General features: G+C 63.5%; 23 protein-coding genes. 11 read left to right on the forward strand and 12 right to left on the reverse strand.

The genetic code is table 11. The features are described from left to right. Positions 1-5: 5 nt before the first annotated feature. Entirely contained in the window at positions 6-623 is a 618-nt protein-coding gene (gene thrH, locus TQ98_RS15830; RefSeq protein ID WP_044874694.1) for a bifunctional phosphoserine phosphatase/homoserine phosphotransferase ThrH, read from the reverse strand. A 194-nt stretch (positions 624-817) separates the two neighbouring features. Here thrH and TQ98_RS15835 point away from each other — a divergent pair, with 194 nt between their 5' ends. After that, the gene (locus tag TQ98_RS15835; protein ID WP_044874299.1) at positions 818-1552 is read left to right on the forward strand and encodes a phosphoadenylyl-sulfate reductase; all 735 of its coding nucleotides are present in this window, start codon (positions 818-820) and stop codon (positions 1550-1552) included. 4 nt (positions 1553-1556) lie between these two features. Then, complete coding sequence (locus TQ98_RS15840; protein ID WP_044874298.1) at positions 1557-1853, forward strand: hypothetical protein; 297 nt, start codon at positions 1557-1559, stop codon at positions 1851-1853. 106 nt (positions 1854-1959) lie between these two features. Here TQ98_RS15840 and cysB read toward each other — a convergent pair whose 3' ends face one another. The 3 genes from cysB to TQ98_RS15855 all read right to left on the reverse strand — a co-directional run bounded on the left by cysB (position 1960) and on the right by TQ98_RS15855 (position 4504). Continuing rightward, positions 1960-2934: an HTH-type transcriptional regulator CysB gene (cysB, locus tag TQ98_RS15845; protein WP_044874297.1), complete on the reverse strand. Its 975-nt coding sequence runs from the start codon at positions 2932-2934 to the stop codon at positions 1960-1962. 119 nt (positions 2935-3053) lie between these two features. Then, positions 3054-3554 (reverse strand): universal stress protein, encoded by a 501-nt coding sequence (locus TQ98_RS15850; protein ID WP_044874296.1) that lies wholly within the window; start codon positions 3552-3554, stop codon positions 3054-3056. A gap of 44 nt (positions 3555-3598) precedes the next feature. Further along, entirely contained in the window at positions 3599-4504 is a 906-nt protein-coding gene (locus TQ98_RS15855) for a 5'-nucleotidase (protein WP_044874295.1), read from the reverse strand. Positions 4505-4729: 225 nt separating this feature from the next. On the opposite strand from TQ98_RS15855, the gene TQ98_RS15860 reads away from it, so the two are divergent. Beyond that, positions 4730-5827, forward strand: a complete 1098-nt coding sequence (locus TQ98_RS15860) for a fimbrial protein (RefSeq protein WP_158249362.1) — start codon at positions 4730-4732, stop codon at positions 5825-5827. A gap of 73 nt (positions 5828-5900) precedes the next feature. Here TQ98_RS15860 and TQ98_RS15865 read toward each other — a convergent pair whose 3' ends face one another. Further along, positions 5901-6854: a putative 2-dehydropantoate 2-reductase gene (locus TQ98_RS15865; protein ID WP_044874293.1), complete on the reverse strand. Its 954-nt coding sequence runs from the start codon at positions 6852-6854 to the stop codon at positions 5901-5903. After that, positions 6855-7241 (reverse strand): thioredoxin, encoded by a 387-nt coding sequence (locus TQ98_RS15870; protein WP_044874292.1) that lies wholly within the window; start codon positions 7239-7241, stop codon positions 6855-6857. On the opposite strand from TQ98_RS15870, the gene TQ98_RS15875 reads away from it, so the two are divergent. Together TQ98_RS15875 and TQ98_RS15880 are read left to right on the forward strand one after the other, a co-directional pair. Then, positions 7240-7650 (forward strand): PilZ domain-containing protein, encoded by a 411-nt coding sequence (locus tag TQ98_RS15875; RefSeq protein ID WP_044874291.1) that lies wholly within the window; start codon positions 7240-7242, stop codon positions 7648-7650. The two genes, TQ98_RS15870 and TQ98_RS15875, sit on opposite strands and share 2 nt — an antisense overlap. Before the next feature lie 167 nt (positions 7651-7817). Further along, positions 7818-8894, forward strand: a complete 1077-nt coding sequence (locus tag TQ98_RS15880) for a 3-deoxy-7-phosphoheptulonate synthase (RefSeq protein WP_044874290.1) — start codon at positions 7818-7820, stop codon at positions 8892-8894. A gap of 59 nt (positions 8895-8953) precedes the next feature. Here TQ98_RS15880 and TQ98_RS15885 read toward each other — a convergent pair whose 3' ends face one another. Both TQ98_RS15885 and TQ98_RS15890 read right to left on the reverse strand, forming a co-directional pair. Next, the gene (locus tag TQ98_RS15885; protein WP_044874289.1) at positions 8954-9238 is read right to left on the reverse strand and encodes a GNAT family N-acetyltransferase; all 285 of its coding nucleotides are present in this window, start codon (positions 9236-9238) and stop codon (positions 8954-8956) included. A gap of 20 nt (positions 9239-9258) precedes the next feature. Then, positions 9259-10530 (reverse strand): hypothetical protein, encoded by a 1272-nt coding sequence (locus TQ98_RS15890; protein ID WP_044874288.1) that lies wholly within the window; start codon positions 10528-10530, stop codon positions 9259-9261. Positions 10531-10985: 455 nt separating this feature from the next. Here TQ98_RS15890 and oprI point away from each other — a divergent pair, with 455 nt between their 5' ends. Continuing rightward, positions 10986-11237: an outer membrane lipoprotei OprI gene (gene oprI / locus TQ98_RS15895; RefSeq protein WP_003448337.1), complete on the forward strand. Its 252-nt coding sequence runs from the start codon at positions 10986-10988 to the stop codon at positions 11235-11237. Between the two features lie 188 nt (positions 11238-11425). On the opposite strand, the gene TQ98_RS15900 is transcribed toward oprI, so the two are convergent. The 3 genes from TQ98_RS15900 to TQ98_RS15910 form a co-directional block, all read right to left on the reverse strand. After that, positions 11426-12388, reverse strand: a complete 963-nt coding sequence (locus tag TQ98_RS15900; RefSeq protein WP_044874287.1) for a L,D-transpeptidase family protein — start codon at positions 12386-12388, stop codon at positions 11426-11428. A gap of 72 nt (positions 12389-12460) precedes the next feature. Next, entirely contained in the window at positions 12461-12742 is a 282-nt protein-coding gene (locus TQ98_RS15905) for a hypothetical protein (protein WP_044874286.1), read from the reverse strand. A gap of 56 nt (positions 12743-12798) precedes the next feature. Beyond that, the gene (locus TQ98_RS15910; protein WP_044874285.1) at positions 12799-13404 is read right to left on the reverse strand and encodes an arylesterase; all 606 of its coding nucleotides are present in this window, start codon (positions 13402-13404) and stop codon (positions 12799-12801) included. 10 nt (positions 13405-13414) lie between these two features. Between TQ98_RS15910 and TQ98_RS15915 the strand changes: the two genes are divergently transcribed. Genes TQ98_RS15915 through greB form a run of 3 tightly spaced genes read left to right on the forward strand, consistent with a single transcriptional unit; the run spans position 13415 to position 17134 of the window. Continuing rightward, complete coding sequence (locus TQ98_RS15915) at positions 13415-14098, forward strand: ABC transporter ATP-binding protein (RefSeq protein WP_044874284.1); 684 nt, start codon at positions 13415-13417, stop codon at positions 14096-14098. Further along, positions 14098-16602: an FtsX-like permease family protein gene (locus tag TQ98_RS15920; protein WP_044874283.1), complete on the forward strand. Its 2505-nt coding sequence runs from the start codon at positions 14098-14100 to the stop codon at positions 16600-16602. Before TQ98_RS15915 ends, TQ98_RS15920 begins: the two co-directional genes overlap by 1 nt. Positions 16603-16636: 34 nt before the next feature. Beyond that, the gene (gene greB, locus TQ98_RS15925) at positions 16637-17134 is read left to right on the forward strand and encodes a transcription elongation factor GreB (RefSeq protein WP_044874282.1); all 498 of its coding nucleotides are present in this window, start codon (positions 16637-16639) and stop codon (positions 17132-17134) included. A 14-nt stretch (positions 17135-17148) separates the two neighbouring features. Here greB and TQ98_RS15930 read toward each other — a convergent pair whose 3' ends face one another. Beyond that, positions 17149-17457 carry a hypothetical protein gene (locus TQ98_RS15930; protein WP_044874281.1) on the reverse strand — a complete coding sequence of 103 codons (309 nt, stop codon included), beginning with the start codon at positions 17455-17457 and terminating at the stop codon, positions 17149-17151. Between the two features lie 199 nt (positions 17458-17656). Here TQ98_RS15930 and thpR point away from each other — a divergent pair, with 199 nt between their 5' ends. Beyond that, positions 17657-18187, forward strand: coding sequence for an RNA 2',3'-cyclic phosphodiesterase (gene thpR / locus TQ98_RS15935; RefSeq protein ID WP_044874280.1), 531 nt, complete (start codon positions 17657-17659; stop codon positions 18185-18187). A 211-nt stretch (positions 18188-18398) separates the two neighbouring features. Then, on the forward strand, positions 18399-19343 hold the full coding sequence (locus TQ98_RS15940; RefSeq protein ID WP_044874279.1) for a triacylglycerol lipase: 945 nt from the start codon (positions 18399-18401) through the stop codon (positions 19341-19343). Positions 19344-19361 lie beyond the last annotated feature (18 nt).

Below are 19361 nucleotides of genomic sequence, written 5' to 3' on the forward strand. Positions count from 1 at the left end.
AAGGCTCAGAGGCTCAGCTGGCGGCTGGACGCCTTGATGAACTCGCGCTTGAGGTCTTCATAGGTGTGCACCGCCGGGAACTGCGGGAATTCGCGGATCACGTTTTCCGGCGCATGGAACAGGATGCCGGCGTGGGCTTCGCTGAGCATGGTGGTGTCGTTGTAGGAATCGCCAGCGGCGATCACACGGTAGTAGAGGCTCTTGAAGGCGATCACGGACTGGCGCTTCGGATCCTTCTGGCGCAGTTGATAGTCCACCACGCGATCGGTCTCGTCGGTGATCAGGCGGTGGCACAACAACGTCGGGAAGCCCAGTTGGCGCATCAGCGGCTGGGAGAATTCGTAGAAGGTGTCGGAGAGGATGACGACCTGGAAGCGCTCGCGCAGCCAGTCGACGAATTCGACGGCGCCTTCCAGCGGCTTCAGGGTGGCAATCACGTCCTGGATGTCGGAGAGCTTCAGGCCATGCTCGTCGAGGATGCGCAGGCGCTGCTTCATCAGCACGTCGTAGTCCGGGATGTCCCGGGTGGTCGCCTTGAGCGCTTCGATTCCGGTTTTTTCCGCGAAGGCGATCCAGATTTCCGGGACCAGTACACCTTCAAGGTCGAGACAGGCGATTTCCACGAGCATTTCCCCGCATGGCTGTTTTGATTGGAGGCGGCACTCTAGCCGCTCGCCCAAACCCGTGCAACGCGCCCACTTATACCCAAATACAGCAGCGCTGCTTCCTGATGGTTATTTAGGGGCATATCTGGCCTTTGTTAAGATGCGCGGCATAGAGCGCGTCCAGCGCCAACCCATAAAAGGAAGCCTGCCTGATGAGCCAACCCTTCGACGTCGCCGAACTGGCGGCAACCTATGCGACCAAGTCCCCCCAGGACATCCTCAAGCTCGCCTTCGAGCATTTCGGCGACGAACTGTGGATCTCCTTCAGCGGCGCCGAAGACGTCGTGCTGGTGGACATGGCCTGGAAGCTGAACAAGAACGTCAAGGTCTTCAGCCTCGACACCGGCCGCCTCCATCCCGAGACCTATCGTTTCATCGAACAGGTCCGCGAACACTACGGCATCGCCATCGAAGTCCTGTCGCCGGACCCGCGCCTGCTGGAACCCTTCGTCAAGGAAAAGGGCCTGTTCAGCTTCTACAAGGACGGCCACGGCGAATGCTGCGGCATCCGCAAGATCGAACCGCTGAAGCGCAAGCTGTCCACGGTCAAGGCCTGGGCCACCGGCCAGCGCCGTGACCAGAGCCCGGGCACCCGCTCCCAAGTGGCAGCGCTGGAACTGGACAGTGCGTTCTCCACGCCGGACAACCCGCTGTACAAGTTCAACCCCCTGGCGCAGATGACCAGCGAAGAAGTCTGGGCCTACATCCGCATGCTGGAGATTCCCTACAACCCGCTGCACGAGCGCGGCTTCATCAGCATCGGCTGCGAACCCTGCACCCGTCCGGTACTCCCCAACCAGCACGAGCGCGAAGGCCGTTGGTGGTGGGAGGAAGCCACCCAGAAGGAATGCGGGCTGCACGCCGGCAACCTGATCAGCAAGGGTTGACCCTGTGCGCATCACCCTGGTGAAGAAAGTCCTGGCTGACGGCCAGGACTGTCGCAAGTGCCAGGATGTGATGGAACGCCTGGAGCGCGGCGGCCACCTGGGACGGATCGACCGCATCCTGGTGGCCGACGAGCGCAACCCCGCCAGCGCTGGCTGGATGGCCGCGCAGCACTATGGCGTGGATACCGCGCCCTTTTTCGTGGTGCGTCATGACGATGGACGGGAACAGGTCTACACCGTGTTTCTCGCCTTTCTCCGCGAGGTGCTGCAACCGCCCGCTTCGCCTGAAGACGTCGAATAGCCCGGATGGGTTGAGCTACGAAACCCGTGCGGTTCGGCATTCGACCGGTTCCCACAACCTCAACAAAAAGCCCGGCAATCGCCGGGCTTTTTGTTGAGGCAGCACTTCAGTAGGTAGGCAGTTGCACATCGTGGAACAGCTCGTCCAGTTCCGCCTTGTTGTGGCACTGCACGGCCTTGGCCTGAACGTCGCGGGTCAGGTGCGGGGCGAACTTCTCGATGAAATCGCACATGAAGCCACGCAGGAAGGTGCCCCGACGGAAACCGATCTTGGTCACACTGGCCTCGAACAGTTCGCTGGCATCCAGCACGACCAGGTCGCTGTCCAGCTTCGGGTCTACCGCCATCTTGGCCACGATGCCCACGCCCAGCCCCAGGCGCACGTAGGTCTTGATCACGTCCGCGTCGGCGGCGGTGAACACCACCTTGGGCGTCAGGCCGCGGTGGCTGAAGGCTTCGTCGAGCTTGGAGCGGCCGGTAAAGCCGAACACGTAGGTCACGATGGGGTGATCGGCCAGGGCTTCGAGGGTCAGCTTGGACAGCTTCGCCAGGGGGTGGCCTTGAGGCACGATGACGCAACGGTTCCAGCGGTAGCAGGGCATCATCACCAGATCGCCGAAGAGCTCCAGGGCTTCGGTGGCAATGGCGAAATCCACGGTGCCGTCAGCGGCCATTTCGGCGATCTGCATCGGCGTGCCCTGGTGCATGTGCAAGGCCACGTCCGGGTACTGTTTGATGAAGCCCCCGATCACCGGCGGCAGTGCGTAGCGCGCCTGGGTGTGGGTGGTGGCGATGGACAGGGTGCCCTTCTTCTCGTTGGAGAACTCCTGGGCGATCTGCTTGATGCTTTCGACCTTGCGCAGAATCTCACCGGCCGTGGTGATGATGCGCTCCCCGGCGGGAGTGACCCGGGTGAGGTGCTTGCCGCTGCGAGCGAATACTTCGACACCGAGTTCGTCCTCCAGCAGGCGGATCTGCTTGCTGATGCCCGGCTGCGAGGTGTAGAGCGACTGTGCAGTGGCGGACACGTTCAGGTCGTGATGCGCCACTTCCCAGATGTAGCGCAGTTGCTGGAGCTTCATAGGCAATCCTCAAACCGATTGCGCCGCAGGATGTCGGCGGCGTTTATAACCATATTAATAGGTTGCTGAATAAAACTAGACGTTTTTTTCTGTCTTGCACAACCCGCGACCCTCGACATTCAGAAGTCGTTGCGGCCGCGGTGTTGAAGCATGGGGACGAGATACACCGGCACCTCGGAAAGCTGCACCAGACGAGCCGCCGTTCGCCCCAGGGGTGTATCCAGCGCAGTGCCATGGCTGTGGCTCCCCACGACGAGGAGGTCCACCGAGAGTTTCTGCACTTCTTCAAGGATGACCAGCGGCGGATCGCCCTGGACGACCCGAACGGCGCGGATCATGTCGAGATCCTGCACGGCTTCGCCCATTTCATCGCGAAAACCTTCCAGCACCCGTTGTTCGATGCTCGACATGACGGTGCCCAAACCCTTGGCACGGAGCTCCTTCAGAGTGTCGTCATCCAGGTAGGTCTGCAGCACCGACTCGGCGAACAGCCCGAGGGGTTCGACCGCGTGCACTACATAGAGCTGGGCGCTGAAGGCCCGGGCGAGGGACAAAGCGTGTTGGAGTACGTAAGGGGCATAGAGACCGAGGTCCGTGGCATAGAGGATGGAGCGGATCATGAGGCCTCCTACCGCCGTTCATGGCTGGCCTCACCTGAGCTTAGTCAGAACTGTGGTTCGTTGCTCACACCGTGGGGAACATGCCCGGTAGCCACCACGTCCCGTGCTTTCTCGCAGTGCCCGGCCTGGTCGTCGAAGAACACGTCGGCGCCGAAGGTCTCCAGGATGGCGGCCTTTTCCAGCCCACCGAGGAAGAAGGACTCGTCCAGGCGGATGTCCCATTCCCGCAGGGTCCGGATGACCCGCTCGTGGGCCGGCGCGGAGCGCGCGGTAACCAGCGCCGTGCGGATCGGGCAGGCCTCCGGCGGGAATTCCTGCTGCAACCGGTTCAGGGCGGAGAGGAAGGGTTTGAAAGGCCCGCCATCCAGGGGCTCGCGCGCCGAATCCCGCTCGTGGGCCTGGAAGGCGGCGAGACCGCCAGTCTGATAGATGCGTTCCGAGTGGTCGGAGAAGACCACGGCATCACCGTCGAAGGCGATGCGCAGCTCGTTGCTCGCCGCGCGGCGCGGCCCGCCGGAGAGGATGGTGGCAGCGGCATAGCCGCTTTGCAGGGCGCCCCGCACATCCTCGGCATGGGTGGACAGGAACAGGTGGCAACCAAAGGCACGCAGGTAAGGCTCCGGACTCCGCCCGCCGACGAAGGCCGCGCGAGAAATGCCCAGCCCGTAGTGCTGGATGGAATTGAAGGCACGCAGGCCGGTATCGGCGCTGTTGCGCGACACCAGGATCACTTCCACCCGCTGCTGCCCAAGCATTTCATTCAGGCGCAGGAGCTTTTCCACCATGGGATAGGCATCACCCGGGGCCAGCACCTCGTCTTCATGGTCGATCTGGTACTGGCGGTAGGCTTCGATGCCTTCCGTCTCATAGACCTTGTGGCTCTCGTCCAGGTTGAACAGCGCCCTGGAGGAAATGGCCAATACCAGCTTGTCGCCCAGTCCTGCGCCCATGATCCCTGCCCTTCCCGTGATTGACTGGCCGGAGCATATCGCAGCCCACGCGGGAGCGCGCGCCCTCCCCCGCGTTTCTCAGCCTTTCGCGGAAAAATGCCTACGCCAATGTAGGCCCTGCCGCACAAGGGATCAGCCCTTGAACCGGGAAGCAGCGCGTACATTACGGGCCTCCGCATTTTCCGCCACTAGGCGGCCATGCACCCAAGACACAGGAGTGCCCCCATGCATGATTCACCACCGGTCAACAAACCCGATCGCAACCGCAGGGGGCCTACTTGCGGGATTCGCCCTGCCGGCCGTCTTCACCTCCGCAGAACGATGCTGGTTGCCCTGCTGCTGGGGGTCACAAGCGCACCTGCATTCGCCGAATCTCCTTGTCGAACGACTGAGAACGGCTACTACCACTACAATCCTGTCATCCTTTCGATCAGTGGGTATGCCACCCCCGAGTTCAACCCATCCGTGCCGATAGGTACCGTTCTTGACTCGCGAGCGATAGCGCCCCTGGGAATGGGAAACGCCTCTGTGTATTGCTACGGTGGTGTTAAAAACTCCCTAAATGGCCGACTGACCGAGCAACCTGAACCGACATACAACACTTATCCGACTCCGGTAAGCGGTGTTGGCGTGCGTTTTCGCTACGGTAATAACCCCACGTACTGGCCTACCAGCGTCGTTTATGACGGCAGCAATTGGATTGAGGCGCCTTTCAATCCCATCACCATTGAATTCGTCAAGACCGGCCCCATCACGGCCGCTGGCGAGCTCACAGGGGAAATTGGCGGCACGTGGGTATACAACCGGCAATACCAATTCATATCGTACCAGGTAAAGGGCCGTATCCAGATCACCCCGAAGGTACCGACCTGCTCGGTCGCAACCAAACAGATCAACGTCCAGATGAGTCCGACGGGTAGCAGCTTTACCTTGAGCGACTTCGGTGGTGTGGGCAGTACCACACCCGAGCGCAACTTCAGCATCCAGTTGAACTGCTCCGGCGGAGACGAAGGAACGTCGACCAATGCCTATGTGACGCTGACGGATAACGTCAATCCCGGCAACCGCACGAATCTGCTGTCGCTGTCGCGAGCTTCCACGGCATCGGGTTTTGCGGTGCAGATCCTGAAAGATGGGAAGCCGCTGAGTTTCGGTGCCGATTCCAGCAGTGCGGGAAACCGCAACCAATGGAAAGCCGGGAACATCCGGCAAGGACAGGGCGGCTTCACCATTCCCTTGACCGCGCGTTACATTCAGACGAACGCGAAAGTGCTAGGCGGCACGGCGAACGCGACCGCCACGTTCACGATGAGCTATCAGTAGCGCGAAGTGTCGTGAAGCCGTGCGTGGTCTCGGACCATGAACGGCTCCGCCAATGCCACGGCGACCTTCACCTTCAGCCTTGGTCGCGCGCCTCGATAAAGCGCAGAGCCTGGTAAAGGGCTCGCACACGAGTCATCTCGAAACCGGCAGCGGAGGCCGCCGCGAGGGGCGCCTCATAGATGGCCCGCAACTCCAGGGGCCGCTTCTGCGCGAAGTCGTGATACATGCTTGGCAGGTAGTCGGGCATGCGGTCGGTGGAGGCCAGCAGCTTGGCGGCGAAGTTGTCCGGAATCCGGTGACCGCAGGCGGTGGCACCCTCCACCACTTCCAGCATGATGGCCTCGATCAGCGCGCGACTGTCGGCATTGCCCATGAGCGCAGTGGTGCCAGCATTCAGCAGCACCGAAAGGCCGTTGTAAGGCACGTTCCAGACCAGCTTCTGCCAGCGCGCCTGATCCAGGTTGGCCACGGCGGCGGAGTCGATGCCAGCCGCCTTGAACATGGCTGAGCCCTCTTCCGTCAGCGCCTGTCGCTCCTCGTCATCACGGGCCGGGCCGGAGTGGTAGCCGAGGTTCACCGCACCCAGGGACTGGTGCTCGATGACGCCCGGCCCCGAGCGGTGCACGCAGATGTAGCAGAGACCGCCCAGCAGGTGCAGGGAGTCCGGCAGCAGCGGGCGCACATCGTCCTCGACGGCCAGACCGTTCTGCAGCAGCACCACCTTGGCGCCCGGCGCGGCAGCACGGGCAATGACCGGCGCGAGATCGGCGTTACTGGTGGTCTTGGCCCCCACCAGCAGCCAGTCGCAGGGCGGCATGTCGGCGGCATCGCGGTAGGCCTGCACGGGAAACAGCGCCTGCGCACCGTGAACCACGCTGTTCAGCTGGAGGCCACGGGCACTTACGGCGTCGAACTCGCTGCGCAGCAGAAAGTGCACGTCGAAGCCGGCGCGAGCCAGCATCACGCCATAAAAGCCGCCGATGGCGCCGGTGCCGATGATGCCGATGCGCGGTTTGCTTGAACTCATCTAGGGAAGCTCCTCTGCTGGACCGGCCAAGGCCCGGTCCAGGGCTTGAATCAGATCGTCGCGCCGCAGGCTGGCGTGCAGCGCGCCATGGAAAAGGCCATCACGGACCACGAAGAGTGCGGGAAGGTGGAATACCTCATATCGCTCTACCAGCCCACCATTATTACCCGCGTCTATCCAGCACAACCGCTCAACCGGCAGCCCGGCGCCTGGCAAATGCTGGCGAGCCCAACGGCAACTGGCGCAACCGGCGCTGGTGAACACGACCAGGGAGGTGCCTGTCAGGTCGAGCAACCGGCGATCGGCATCGAGGTCGGTCAATTCGGCCTCGAGCACTATAGTGTCTGGAGCGATGCCGGAATCCGGGCATCGGGAGTTCGCGATCATGCGTCAGTTCCTGCGTCACCCCACGGACATGCCGGTGGAGCTGGTTCCGCACAAGGGAGGGACCCTACCCTTGCAGCGGCTGCACGATATCAGTCTGGGTGGGGTAGCGTGCAACTCCCCGCGCGCCTTCCGACGCGGCACCACGCTGCAGCTGATGATCCCGGCGCTGGGCTCGCAGGCGTGCTATTCCGGCACCGTGGCGTGGTGTCGCAAGGAGGGCACGGAGTACATGATCGGTATCGCCTTCATAGATGAAGAGAATCTGTTCCGTGCCCGGATGGTGGAACAGATCTGCCTGATCGAGCAGTACCGCAAGCAGCGCGAGCAAGAGACCGGTACCGCCCTCGACTCGGAAGCCGTGGCCCAGGAATGGATCGCCCGTCACGCCGCTGACTTCGCCCCAGTCTGAAATCCTGTCAATTCCACGCTCGGCGCGTGCATTCGCCATTGTCGAGCCCGCGTGGAAAGCGTTAAGGTTCCCCACCCCGCGCGTTTTTTCTGCTGTGCCTTCCGCCAGTCGGGGTTCCCTGGCGGCCGGCACCCGTGACCTGACGACCCTGAAGAATGAAAAGCACGATGGCTGATTTACAGATCGACGACCTTAACGTTGCCTCCAACGAGACCCTGATCACGCCGGAGCAGTTGAAGCGCGAAATCCCCCTGACCGACGCAGCCCTGGACACTGTCGCCAATGGCCGCCAGGTGGTCCGCAATATCCTCGATGGCAAGGACCATCGCCTGTTCGTGGTGGTAGGCCCCTGCTCCATCCACGACATCAAGGCCGCCCACGAATACGCCGACCGCCTCAAGGGCCTGGCCGCCGAGCTGTCCGATACCCTTTTCCTGGTGATGCGCGTGTACTTCGAAAAGCCGCGCACCACCGTAGGCTGGAAAGGCCTGATCAACGACCCCTACCTGGATGACTCCTTCAAGATCCAGGACGGTCTGCACATCGGCCGCCAGCTGCTGCGTGACCTGGCCGAAAAAGGCCTGCCCACGGCCACCGAAGCCCTGGACCCGATCTCCCCGCAGTACCTGCAGGACCTGATCAGCTGGTCCGCCATCGGCGCCCGCACCACCGAATCCCAGACCCACCGCGAAATGGCCTCCGGCCTGTCCTCCGCGGTCGGCTTCAAGAACGGCACCGACGGCAGCCTGACCGTGGCGATCAACGCCCTCCAGTCGGTTTCCAGCCCGCACCGTTTCCTCGGTATCAACCAGGAAGGCGGCGTCTCCATCGTCACCACCAAGGGCAACGCCTATGGCCACGTGGTGCTGCGCGGCGGCAACGGCAAGCCGAACTACGACTCGGTCAGCGTCGCCATCTGCGAGCAGGAGCTGACCAAGGCCGGCATTCGCCCGAACATCATGGTCGACTGCAGCCACGCCAACTCCAACAAGGATCCGGCCCTGCAGCCGCTGGTCATGGACAACGTCGCCAACCAGATACTGGAAGGCAACAACTCCATCGTCGGCCTGATGGTGGAAAGCCATCTCGGCTGGGGCAACCAGTCGATTCCGAAGGACCTCGACCAACTGAAGTACGGCGTATCCATCACCGACGCCTGCATCGACTGGGACACCACCGAGAAAACCCTGCGCAGCATGCATGCCAAGCTCAAGGACGTATTGCCGAAACGCCAGCGCGGCTGACCGACAGGCAGAAACGAAAACGCCGGGCAATTGCCCGGCGTTTTTCTTTGTGCGCTGGCTCAGCCGTTATGCTGAGCCTGGCGCTGACGGCGCTCGATGTAGCGCTCGACGTAGGAGCAGGACGGGATCACGGTGTAACCGTGGTCCTCGGCGTATTCCAGCGCGGATTCAGTCAGCGCCGCAGCGATCCCGCGACCACGCAGGACGTTCGGCACAAAGGTGCGATAGATGTCCAAAGTCTGTTTCCCCAGGTCCATATAGGCCAGGTACGCACGATGACCGTCCACGGTGGTCTCGAACTGATGACCTGCCTGGTCATGGTGAATGGACAATGCCTCGCTCATCACTACTCCTCTGAGGGGGTCTAAAACCTTACCCGTACCTTATCTATCTTTTCCAGCCGAAGGAACATCTCAGCCGTTCCCGAACCGAATTGGACGCTGAGAAAAGCCTTCCCGTTCTCCACCTTGTGTAATACGCCCTGGTAATAGGCGCCATCGAAGGTGATGAACTGCAGCCGTTTGCCGGCATAGGCCGGCAGATCAGCAACATTGACGAACTCGTACTGCTGCACGGCACGTTCTGTGCCTTCATTTTCCTTCGCCGCGGTGATCTTCTCCATCGCCGCAGGCTTGTTGTGCACCGCCGGGTCCACCCAGGCGAATTCGACCGGCTGCACCAGTTCCTGGTTCACCAGGACCGCCGGACGCAGCATGGACACCACATCCTTGGCTTCGAAGAACTGCAGCCCATCCCAGGCCATGCCTTCACTCGGGTTCAGCTCCACCCGCAGCGACTGCGGGTCCTTCAGATAACGCCCGTAGGCATCCAGCATCGGCTGTCCCAGCGCGATCCGCTGGCTGCGCAGCACGGTGTCGAACTGCTGTACCGCAGTCTGCTGGTACGCCTCGGCGGACTGACCGAGCTTGCCGGCGCAGAACTGCTGGACCTTGCGCTGGTACTGGTTGTCGTTCAGTTCGAAGATCACGCTGGACAAGTGCGGCGGATTGACCTTCAGGTCGCCCGGCTTCTCCGACATGTTAGACAAGGACAAGCTGAGGCGCACTTCACCCATATCGCGGGTATCGGATGTCATCGTCAGGTTCAGCTTCTGCGCGCCCGGCTGGAACAGATAGGAAAACTCCGCGTCCGTCTCCAGGGTCCGATAGCCCATTTCCAGCAACTCGTCGGTGCCGATGTTGCGCACCGAGCCGCAGGCCACTTCGCTCATCGCCGTGAATACACTGCGCTCGGCCGGCGTGTTGTAAAGCTGCTGCATGAATGGCCCATGCACTTCCAGTGCGAGGCCCTTGAGGTTGACCGCCATCTGCTCGGGGAATTTACCCTCGGCCAGACGCTCCTTGAAGCTGAGGAGCTCGCGAAGCCCCTGGAACTTCAGCTCTGCCCGCTGAATCTGGAGGCTATCTCCCATGGCAGGTACGCGAAGTTGCAGGTTCTCAAGGCCAATTCGGCCATCGAAGGAAGAAGTTATCCCCCCGTAGGTGATATCCATCATCGGCGACAACTTGCTGATCGCGTCATCCATGATGGATCTGACCGACCACCAGAGCGACAACTTGATGATCAGCCCCACGGCCAGGACCGACAGCAATCCCCACTTGAGAATCTTCGACATAATGACGTCCTTGAAGTCTGCGCCTCTCTATGGATATCGGAGGCCGGGCAAGCTTAACAGTCACTCCCTGGCACTGCCACGGCGACTCTTTGTATTGCCGAAGATATTTCTAGGTTCACTGCAGAAAGTTCAGTTTTCAATGCCAAATCAGCCCACGGGCAACACCCCCAACGCCGGCACCGGTAACGCCTGTCAGGTTACGGGCAAGAATCCGGCGATAGCGCTGGCACCGACCTACACTTGCAATTCCGACTGATCAAAGAACAACCAGAACGGCTGTTTTTTGACCAGCGACCTCGCTAATTGCTTGTGAACTAGCCGGCAAGCTGAAAAAAATGTGCCTGCCTTGCACAAGGTCAGTTTACTTACTACAAGTTACGGGTAGTATGTACGCCGGCTAATTTCCCAAGCTCGGGGAATTGCTTTATGGAAATGTCCACCTTAAGGGGAACACGATGAACAACGTTCTGAAATTCTCTGCTCTGGCTCTGGCCGCAGTTCTGGCCACCGGTTGCAGCAGCGTATCCAAAGAAACTGAAGCCCGTCTGACTGCTACCGAAGACGCAGCTGCTCGCGCTCAGGCTCGTGCTGACGAAGCCTACCGCAAGGCTGACGAAGCTCTGGCCGCCGCTCAGAAAGCCCAGCAGACCGCTGACGAGGCTAACGAGCGCGCCCTGCGCATGCTGGAAAAAGCCAGCCGCAAGTAATAGCTTTCGGGCTATTGAAGCCGACCCGGCTTGCTGGGTCGGCTTTTTTATTGCCCGCGAATCACCCTCCTCCATCAGCACTGCAGACACTGGAACAACTCCGCTGCAAAGGCTGCATCCCAAACGGCGGGCAAAAGAAAAGCCCGCTGGCGAATCGCTCAGCGGGCTTTGCTCGTGCAATGGAGCGTTTAGAGCTCGGTATTGGGCATCGTGGCCGCCACGGCCGAATCAGGTTCGGCGATTTCTACCGGCAGACCGTCTTCGGCCGCAACCACTTCACGCACCACGTCCCAGTTCAGGCGGATGCGGTTGACCAGGTCTTCGCGCTTGAGCAGGGCGTTGATCACTGCGGTGTGCTTGTCCACCACCGACGGGTCGCCGTGGTCGTCCAGCGGAGCGTGGGCTTCCAGGTAGACCTTGCCGCCGCTTACGCCGAACTTGTAGGGCTCGTTCATGATGCGCACCGGAGTGCCTACCGGAGCCATGGCCGCCAGGGCCAGCACGTTGTTGTTCAGCATGCGGAAGCAGCCGTGGCTTACGCGCATGCCGATGCCGAACTTCTTGTTCGAGCCGTGAATCAGGTAGCCCGGAACGCCCAGACTGAACTTGAACGGACCCAGCGGGTTGTCCGGACCCGGCGGCACCACGGTGGGCAGCGGATCACCATCGGCGGCATGCTCTTCGCGGATGGACTTGGGCGGATACCAGGCCGGATTCGAGGTCTTGCCAGTGATGGTGGTATGGGCAACAGGCGAGCCCCAGCCTTCACGACCAATACCGAGCGGGAAGGTGTGAACCACGTTCTGCCCTTTCGGGAAGTAGTACATGCGGTACTCGGCGAGGTTGATCACGATACCTTCGCGCGGGCCCGGCGGCAGAATGTAGCGGGTCGGGAGGATGATCTCGGTGCCTACGCCCGGCAGCCAGGGATCGACGCCCGGGTTCGCGGCAACCATTTCCAGGTAGCCCAGGTCATTGGCGACACCAATGTCGGCGAAGGTGTCTTCATACTTGGCCTTGATCACCTGGACCTGGCCGACGATGTCTTCGCCGGGCGGGGGCAGGGGCAGCTCCAGGGCTGCAGCAGGCCCCGCCACCAGCAGGGACGCTAATGACAGGGAGCGGGCGACGGCTGGAAAGCGCGACAACATCCGGGAATCCTTGACAATCGACTGATTAAAAGACGCGAAATTCTACACTGGTGCGCGCCGCACCGGGAGCCCTCAGGCTTCCGACCAGACCGAGTGCACCCCGTGACGCTGGGCCTCGAGAGTAGAGCGGCAGTGGGTGCACAGGCGCCGGTCACGCAGCAGCTCCTGCCCAAGATTACTCCAGCGCGGCTGCGCTGGCAGCAAGCCACCGCAGAGGGTCCGATCGGCGAAACCACCCAATTCCAGCTGGCGCACCACCAGGTGCAGGCGCACTTCGCGGCAAGCGAACAGGTCGAGTTGCTCGTCGGGCTCTATCACTTTGTAGCCAAACAGGGACCAGGCGGGGCGCGGCATGGAGGACTCCAGGGAGGGTGCGCAACATTAGCCGAAAGCGAGCTGGGGGAAAAGCGTCAGAGCAAGGGTTCGAGGGTCGGCCAGACATTGTCCAGCAACCGGGGCTGGGCCTTGGCTTGAGGGTGGATCCCGTCGGCTTGCATCATGTCCGGAACGCCGCCCACACCGTCCAGGAAGAACGGCACCAGAGGCACCTGCTTCTGTGCCGCCAGGGTGCTATAGACGTTGGCGAAAGCCGTGGTATAGCGCGCACCGTAGTTGGGCGGCAGGCGCATGCCAAGCAGCAGCACCGAGGCACCCTGTGCCCGGGCGCCATCGATCATGCCGGCAAGATTCTGTTGCAATTGGGCCGGCGGCTGGCCGCGCAGGCCATCGTTGCCGCCAAGCTCGATGATCACCAGTTCCGGCTTGTGTTCCGCGAGCAGCGCGGGAAGCCTCGAAAGCCCGCCAGCACTGGTGTCGCCACTGATTGAAGCGTTCACCACGCGCTGCTTGTAGCCCTTCTCGGAGAGGCGTTTTTCCAGGAGCGAGACCCAGCCCTGGCTGGTTTTCAGCCCTAGAGCGGCGCTGATACTATCGCCGACGACCAGCACCGTCCCCGCCATGGCCTCCTGCGCCAGCAGCAACAGGGACAGGCAGCCGCCCAATAACCAGGCACGCATTGGATTCTCCATGAGCGCAAGCATTCTCGATGCGCGGAACCTTAGCAAAGTGGTTCCCAGCGCGGAAGGCGAGCTGATCATCCTTCACGACCTCTCTCTCAGCCTCGACAAGGGCGACAGCCTGGCCATCGTCGGCAGTTCCGGCTCCGGCAAATCCACACTCCTCGGCCTGCTCGCCGGGCTCGACCTGCCCAGCGGCGGTGAAGTACGCCTGGCTGGCCGCCCTCTGTCGGGTCTGGATGAAGACCAGCGGGCACGGGTCCGCGCGGAACATGTCGGCTTCGTCTTTCAGTCATTCCAGCTGCTGGACAATCTCAACGCACTTGAGAACGTCATGCTACCCCTCGAACTGGAAGGCCATCGGGACGCCCGCAGTCGGGCTCGCCAGCTCCTCGAACGAGTGGGCCTGGGCCAACGCCTCAGCCACTATCCGCGCCAACTTTCGGGTGGCGAACAGCAGCGCGTCGCCATCGCCCGCGCCTTCGCCGCCGAGCCCGACGTGCTCTTCGCCGACGAGCCCACCGGCAATCTCGACAGCCACACCGGCGAGCGCATCAGCGACCTGCTCTTCCAGCTCAATCAGGAACGCGGCACCACCCTGGTGCTCGTGACCCATGACGAACGCCTCGCCCATCGCTGCCGCCGCCTGATTCGCCTGGAAGCCGGCCGCCTGGTCGACCAGGTAGAACCCTGATGCGCCGCCTGCCCTTCACTCGCCTGCTGGCCATGGCTGCGCGCCAGTTGTGGCGCGACGCCCACGGCGGCGAACTGCGGGTGCTGTTCTTCTCTTTATTAGTGGCAGTGGCGGCAAGCAGCGCCATCGGTTACTTCAGCGCCCGCCTGAATGCCGCGATGCTGCTGCGGGCCACCGAATTCCTCGGCGCCGACCTGCTGTTGAGCGGAACCTCCCCGGCCAGCACCGAGCAGATCGACAGCGGCCAGCGGCTGGGACTGAAACACGCCCGTGCCGTGGAGTTCTCCAGCGTGATCGCCGCTGACACCGGCATCCAGCTGGCCAGCGTCAAGGCAGTCGACCCCGCCTATCCGCTGCGCGGCGAGCTCAAGAGCGCCGCCCAGCTCTACGGCGAAGAAACCACCGGCAGCGGCCCGAAATCCGGCGAAGCCTGGGCCGAAGCGCGCCTGTTCGCCACCCTGAACCTGAAACCCGGCGACAGCATCGACGTCGGCCAGAAGACCTTGCGTCTCTCCCGCGTGCTGACCTACGAGCCGGACCGCGCGGGCGACTTCTACAGCCTCACCCCACGGGTACTCATCAGCCTGGACGACCTTGACGCCACCGGCGTGGTCCAGCCCGGCAGCCGCGTGCGTTATCGCGAACTCTGGAGTGGCCCGGACGATGCCCTTGGCCGATACCGCGCTGCTGTGGAGCCCGGCCTCGCCGCCAACCAGCGGCTGGAGGACGCCCGCCACGGCAACCGGCAGATCGGCGGCGCGCTTGGCCGCGCCGAGCGCTACCTGAACCTGGCCAGCCTGGCCGCCGTGCTGCTGGCCGGCGTCGCGGTAGCCCTGTCCGCCGCCCGCTTTGCCGCTCGCCGTTTCGACGCCAGTGCCCTGCTCCGCTGCCTTGGCCTGTCCCGCCGCGAAGCCCTGCTGCTGTTCGGCCTGCAACTGGCACTGCTGGGCCTGCTGGCCAGCGCCCTGGGCGCCCTGCTCGGCTGGATTGCGCAGGCGGTGCTGTTCAAGCTTCTGGGCGGCCTGCTGCCCGCCGTGATTCCAACCGGCGGCATGGTGCCGGCGCTGGCTGGAATCGCCACCGGCCTGCTGGCCCTCGCCGGATTCGCCCTGCCGCCCCTGGCCGCCCTCGGCCGCGTGCCGCCACTGCGCGTGCTGCGCCGCGACCTGCTGCCGCTGCCCGCCAGCGCCTGGCTGGTATACGGCACCGCGCTGTTGGCGCTCGGCTTGATCATGTGGCGCCTCAGCCTGGACCTGAAAATCACCCTGGCCCTGCTGGGCGGCGGTCTGATCGCCGCACTGCTGCTGGGCAGCCTGTTGCTGGCCGGCCTGAATGCCCTGCGCCGCCTGCTCGTCAGCGCCGCGCTGCCCTGGCGCCTGGGCCTCGGCCAACTGCTGCGCCACCCGCTGGCCGCCGCCGGCCAGTCCCTGGCGTTCGGCCTGATCCTGCTGGCCATGGCACTGATCGCCTTGCTGCGGGGCGAACTGCTGGACACCTGGCAGAATCAATTGCCGGAAAACGCCCCCAACCATTTCGCCCTCAATGTGCTGCCCGCCGAGAAGGACGCCTTCGCCAGCCGTCTCGCCGTCCTGTCGCCCCACCCCGCTCCGCTCTATCCGGTCGTGCCCGGTCGCCTGACCGCCATCAACGGCGAAGCGGTACGCCAGTTGGTGAGCAAGGACTCCCAGGGCGAACGCGCCATCCAGCGAGATCTCAGCCTTACCTGGGCGGCGCAACTCCCCAGCGACAATCGCCTGGTATCCGGCCGGTGGTGGAGCGATCTGCCCACGTCCGGACTTCCCGGCGTCTCGGTGGAGTCCAAGCTCGCCGAAAGCCTGGGCCTCAAGCTGGGCGACCGCCTCTCCTTCAGCGTCGGCGGCCTCCAACGGGACGCCCAAGTGACCAGCCTGCGGGAAGTGGACTGGGACAGCTTCCAGCCCAACTTCTATATGATCTTCGCCCCGGACACCCTGGCAGACCTGCCCGTCACCTACCTCACCAGCTTCTATCTGCCACCGCATCACGACCGCGAGTTGGTGGAGCTGTCCCGCGCCTTCCCGGCAGTCACGCTGCTGCAGGTGGAGGCCATCCTCGCGCAACTGCGCAGCATCCTCGCCCAGGTCACCCTGGCCGTCGAATTCGTCCTGCTCTTCGTGCTCGCCGCTGGGCTGGCCGTGCTGTTTGCAGGACTGCAATCCACACTGGATGAACGCATCCGCCAAGGCGCGCTGCTGCGTGCCCTGGGGGCCGAGCGCCGGTTGCTGGTCAGTGCGCGTCGCGCGGAGTTCGCCCTGCTCGGCGCCTGCAGCGGCCTGCTCGCCGCCCTCGGCTGCGAACTGGTCAGTGCCCTGCTCTACCGCTTCGCCTTCGACCTGCACTGGCAGCCCCATCCCTGGCTGCTGGCGCTGCCGTTGCTGGGCGCCCTGCTGGTCGGTGGCGCGGGCGTGCTGGGCACTCGCCGCGCGTTGAACGCCAGCCCGCTGACGGTTTTGCGCGAAGCTTGATAGGCTTTGCCTCCCCAATCCCCGCAGGACCGCCATGAGCCGCTACCGCCCGCCCCGCACCGCCGGAACCCCCTTGATCACCCCGGAAGGCGAAGCCCGTCTGCGCGCCGAGCTCCACGAGCTGTGGCACGTGCGCCGGCCCAAGGTCACCCAGGCAGTGAGCGAGGCGGCCGCCCAGGGGGATCGCTCGGAGAACGCCGAGTACACCTACGGCAAGAAGATGCTGCGGGAAATCGACAGCCGCGTGCGCTTCCTCACCAAGCGGCTGGAGAACCTGAAGGTCGTACGCGACCGGCCGGCCGACCCGGGCAAGGTCTACTTCGGCGCCTGGGTGATCCTGGAGGACGAGGACGGCGAGCAGGCGCGCTACCGCATCGTCGGGCCGGACGAATTCGACCTTAGGCAGAACCTCATCAGCATCGACTCCCCCCTCGCCCGCGCCTTGGTAGGCAAGGCGCTGGACGCAGAGGTCCGGGTCAGTACCCCGACCGGGGAAAAGACCTGGTACGTGGTCGAGATCGATTATCCCTAGACGCCGCGAAGCACTCAGCGACGGGTAATCAACCCCTGGCGCGCGACACGCACCAATTGGCCGATCACTTCAGGCAAGGCTTCGGCGGCAGGTGACTGGATCACCGCCAGGTCGAAGCTGTCGCTGGCAAAGCGGGCGAACGATTCCCCTTCACGGGCGAACTGGATGAGGAAATTGCGTTGGCGGCCCCAGCGTTTGGGCCAGCCGTCGAGGTAGCGCAGGAGTGTCGGCTGGTGGGAGCCGCCGAGCAGGATTCGGGGATTGCGCAAAACCAGGCCGGTGGTGATCGGCGCCAGTCGAAGCAATGGTTGGGGACAGGTCATGGTGTCATGTCTCCGCCTCGTGGGGGTCCCGCTGGGCAGCGGTGAGAGGCGACACCGAACCAGCGTTTTAGCGGAATTTCGAGGTCCCTGAAGACCTCCGCGCCCCGCAAGTAGCTGACTAAATCGGCGCATGGGGCGACATCCTAGAGAAGCCCGCGCAATACTGTCAAGGCGACCACCACGCCCTGCGAGGCTCCCCATGAGTACCCCGCCGTTGCGCCTGTTTTTCGCCATTCCCTGCTGCCCACAACTGGCTCGCGACATCACGGATTGGCGCGCCCAGCACGCCATCGACGGCAAGCCTGTGGCACCGGAAAACCTCCACATGACCCTCGCCTTCCTCGGTTCGCAGCCCCGTGGACAAGTGGAAGTCCTTGAAGCATTGGCAGCCAGTCTGGAGCCCAACGCGTTCACCCTGCACCTGGATCGCCTGGCGCGGTGGAAGAACGGTCTGCTGCACCTGGCACCGAGCAAGGTTCCAGGCGCCCTGTGCGATCTGGAGCATGACCTGCGGGAACTGCTGCTGACCGCCGGCTTCACCCTGGAAACACGCCCCTTCAAGCCTCACCTGACCCTCGCCCGGCACTGCCCCAAGCTGCCCTCCGCCCCGACCCCAACCTTCGATTGGCCGGCGACCGAATTCACCCTCTACGCCTCGGAAAATACCGCCAAGGGCACCCGTTATCGTGCCCTCGGACAGTGGCCTTTGCGGCCTCCGGCCCCAGCCTGACGTTTCGCCGCGTAACAGGAAACTGGCCGGCATCTGCCGGAGAACGGTTGTAAACATCCGCAAAAAGCCCAGGCCAGAGCGCTCAACCGCGAAGTGTCGTGAATGGCATGGTTCCTGCCATCCGCCCTCCCTGAAGTGCACGCCCAGGAAGGGCGTGGCCACGCCAGGGAATGCAGTCAGGCCCTCCCATGCACAACAGTCGAGAGCGCACATGAAGCAAAACAAGACCCTGATCGCCCTCTGCCTTGCCGCAGGGCTCGCCGCCTCCGAGCAGGCACAAGCCTTCTGGTTCGGCTCCAGCGGCTACACCGAGACGCGCTACCCCATCGTCCTCACCCACGGCATGCTCGGCTTCGACAGCATCCTCGGCGTCGACTACTGGTACGGCATCCCGTCCGCCCTGCGCCGCGACGGCGCCCGTGTCTACGTCACCGAAGTCAGCCAACTGAACACCACCGAAGCCCGTGGTGAAGAGCTGCTGGAACAGGTGGAGGAAATCGTCGCCATCAGCGGCAGCCCCAAGGTCAACCTGATCGGCCACAGCCACGGTGGTCCAACCATCCGTTACGTGGCTGCCGTGCGCCCGGACCTGGTCGCGTCCGTCACCAGCGTCGGCGCGCCGCACAAGGGATCGGCCGCCGCCGACTTCATCCGCCAGGTGCCGCCGGGCTCGGCCGGTGAAGCCCTGCTGGCCGGGATCGTCAACGGCCTGGGTGCCCTGATCAATTTCCTCTCCGGCAGCAGCAGCGACCTCCAGCAGAACGCCCTCGGTTCCCTGGAGTCCCTCAACAGCCAGGGCGCGGCGGCGTTCAACGCGCGCTTCCCTCAGGGCCTGCCCACCACCGCCTGCGGCGAGGGCGCCTACCAGGTCAATGGCGTGCGCTACTACTCCTGGAGCGGCACGAGTCCGCTGACCAATGTGCTGGACGTGAGTGACGCGATGCTCGGAGCCAGCTCCCTGACCTTCAACGGCGAAGCCAACGATGGCCTTGTGGGACGGTGCAGCTCGCACCTGGGCAAGGTCATCCGCGACGATTACCGGATGAACCACCTGGACGAGGTCAACCAGACCCTGGGCCTGACCAGCCTGTTCGAAACCGATCCGGTCACCGTCTATCGTCAGCAGGCCAACCGCCTGAAGAACGACGGGCTCTGAGCCACACCCGCGGGGCCT

The sequence above is a fragment of the Pseudomonas sp. LFM046 genome, assembly GCF_000949385.2.
Taxonomy (GTDB): domain Bacteria; phylum Pseudomonadota; class Gammaproteobacteria; order Pseudomonadales; family Pseudomonadaceae; genus Metapseudomonas.

What these genes read in the sequence shown, in the direction of transcription:
- TQ98_RS15835 (WP_044874299.1), top strand. Translation starts at nt 818, where the DNA reads ATGAGCCAACCCTTCGACGTCGCCGAACTGGCGGCAACCTATGCGACC.
- cysB (WP_044874297.1), bottom strand. Translation starts at nt 2,934, where the DNA reads ATGAAGCTCCAGCAACTGCGCTACATCTGGGAAGTGGCGCATCACGAC.
- TQ98_RS15850 (WP_044874296.1), bottom strand. Translation starts at nt 3,554, where the DNA reads ATGATCCGCTCCATCCTCTATGCCACGGACCTCGGTCTCTATGCCCCT.
- TQ98_RS15855 (WP_044874295.1), bottom strand. Translation starts at nt 4,504, where the DNA reads ATGGGCGCAGGACTGGGCGACAAGCTGGTATTGGCCATTTCCTCCAGG.
- TQ98_RS15860 (WP_158249362.1), top strand. Translation starts at nt 4,730, where the DNA reads ATGCATGATTCACCACCGGTCAACAAACCCGATCGCAACCGCAGGGGG.
- TQ98_RS15865 (WP_044874293.1), bottom strand. Translation starts at nt 6,854, where the DNA reads ATGAGTTCAAGCAAACCGCGCATCGGCATCATCGGCACCGGCGCCATC.
- TQ98_RS15875 (WP_044874291.1), top strand. Translation starts at nt 7,240, where the DNA reads ATGCGTCAGTTCCTGCGTCACCCCACGGACATGCCGGTGGAGCTGGTT.
- TQ98_RS15870 (WP_044874292.1), bottom strand. Translation starts at nt 7,241, where the DNA reads ATGATCGCGAACTCCCGATGCCCGGATTCCGGCATCGCTCCAGACACT.
- TQ98_RS15880 (WP_044874290.1), top strand. Translation starts at nt 7,818, where the DNA reads ATGGCTGATTTACAGATCGACGACCTTAACGTTGCCTCCAACGAGACC.
- TQ98_RS15885 (WP_044874289.1), bottom strand. Translation starts at nt 9,238, where the DNA reads ATGAGCGAGGCATTGTCCATTCACCATGACCAGGCAGGTCATCAGTTC.
- TQ98_RS15890 (WP_044874288.1), bottom strand. Translation starts at nt 10,530, where the DNA reads ATGTCGAAGATTCTCAAGTGGGGATTGCTGTCGGTCCTGGCCGTGGGG.
- oprI (WP_003448337.1), top strand. Translation starts at nt 10,986, where the DNA reads ATGAACAACGTTCTGAAATTCTCTGCTCTGGCTCTGGCCGCAGTTCTG.
- TQ98_RS15900 (WP_044874287.1), bottom strand. Translation starts at nt 12,388, where the DNA reads ATGTTGTCGCGCTTTCCAGCCGTCGCCCGCTCCCTGTCATTAGCGTCC.
- TQ98_RS15905 (WP_044874286.1), bottom strand. Translation starts at nt 12,742, where the DNA reads ATGCCGCGCCCCGCCTGGTCCCTGTTTGGCTACAAAGTGATAGAGCCC.
- TQ98_RS15910 (WP_044874285.1), bottom strand. Translation starts at nt 13,404, where the DNA reads ATGCGTGCCTGGTTATTGGGCGGCTGCCTGTCCCTGTTGCTGCTGGCG.
- TQ98_RS15915 (WP_044874284.1), top strand. Translation starts at nt 13,415, where the DNA reads ATGAGCGCAAGCATTCTCGATGCGCGGAACCTTAGCAAAGTGGTTCCC.
- TQ98_RS15920 (WP_044874283.1), top strand. Translation starts at nt 14,098, where the DNA reads ATGCGCCGCCTGCCCTTCACTCGCCTGCTGGCCATGGCTGCGCGCCAG.
- greB (WP_044874282.1), top strand. Translation starts at nt 16,637, where the DNA reads ATGAGCCGCTACCGCCCGCCCCGCACCGCCGGAACCCCCTTGATCACC.
- TQ98_RS15930 (WP_044874281.1), bottom strand. Translation starts at nt 17,457, where the DNA reads ATGACCTGTCCCCAACCATTGCTTCGACTGGCGCCGATCACCACCGGC.
- thpR (WP_044874280.1), top strand. Translation starts at nt 17,657, where the DNA reads ATGAGTACCCCGCCGTTGCGCCTGTTTTTCGCCATTCCCTGCTGCCCA.
- TQ98_RS15940 (WP_044874279.1), top strand. Translation starts at nt 18,399, where the DNA reads ATGAAGCAAAACAAGACCCTGATCGCCCTCTGCCTTGCCGCAGGGCTC.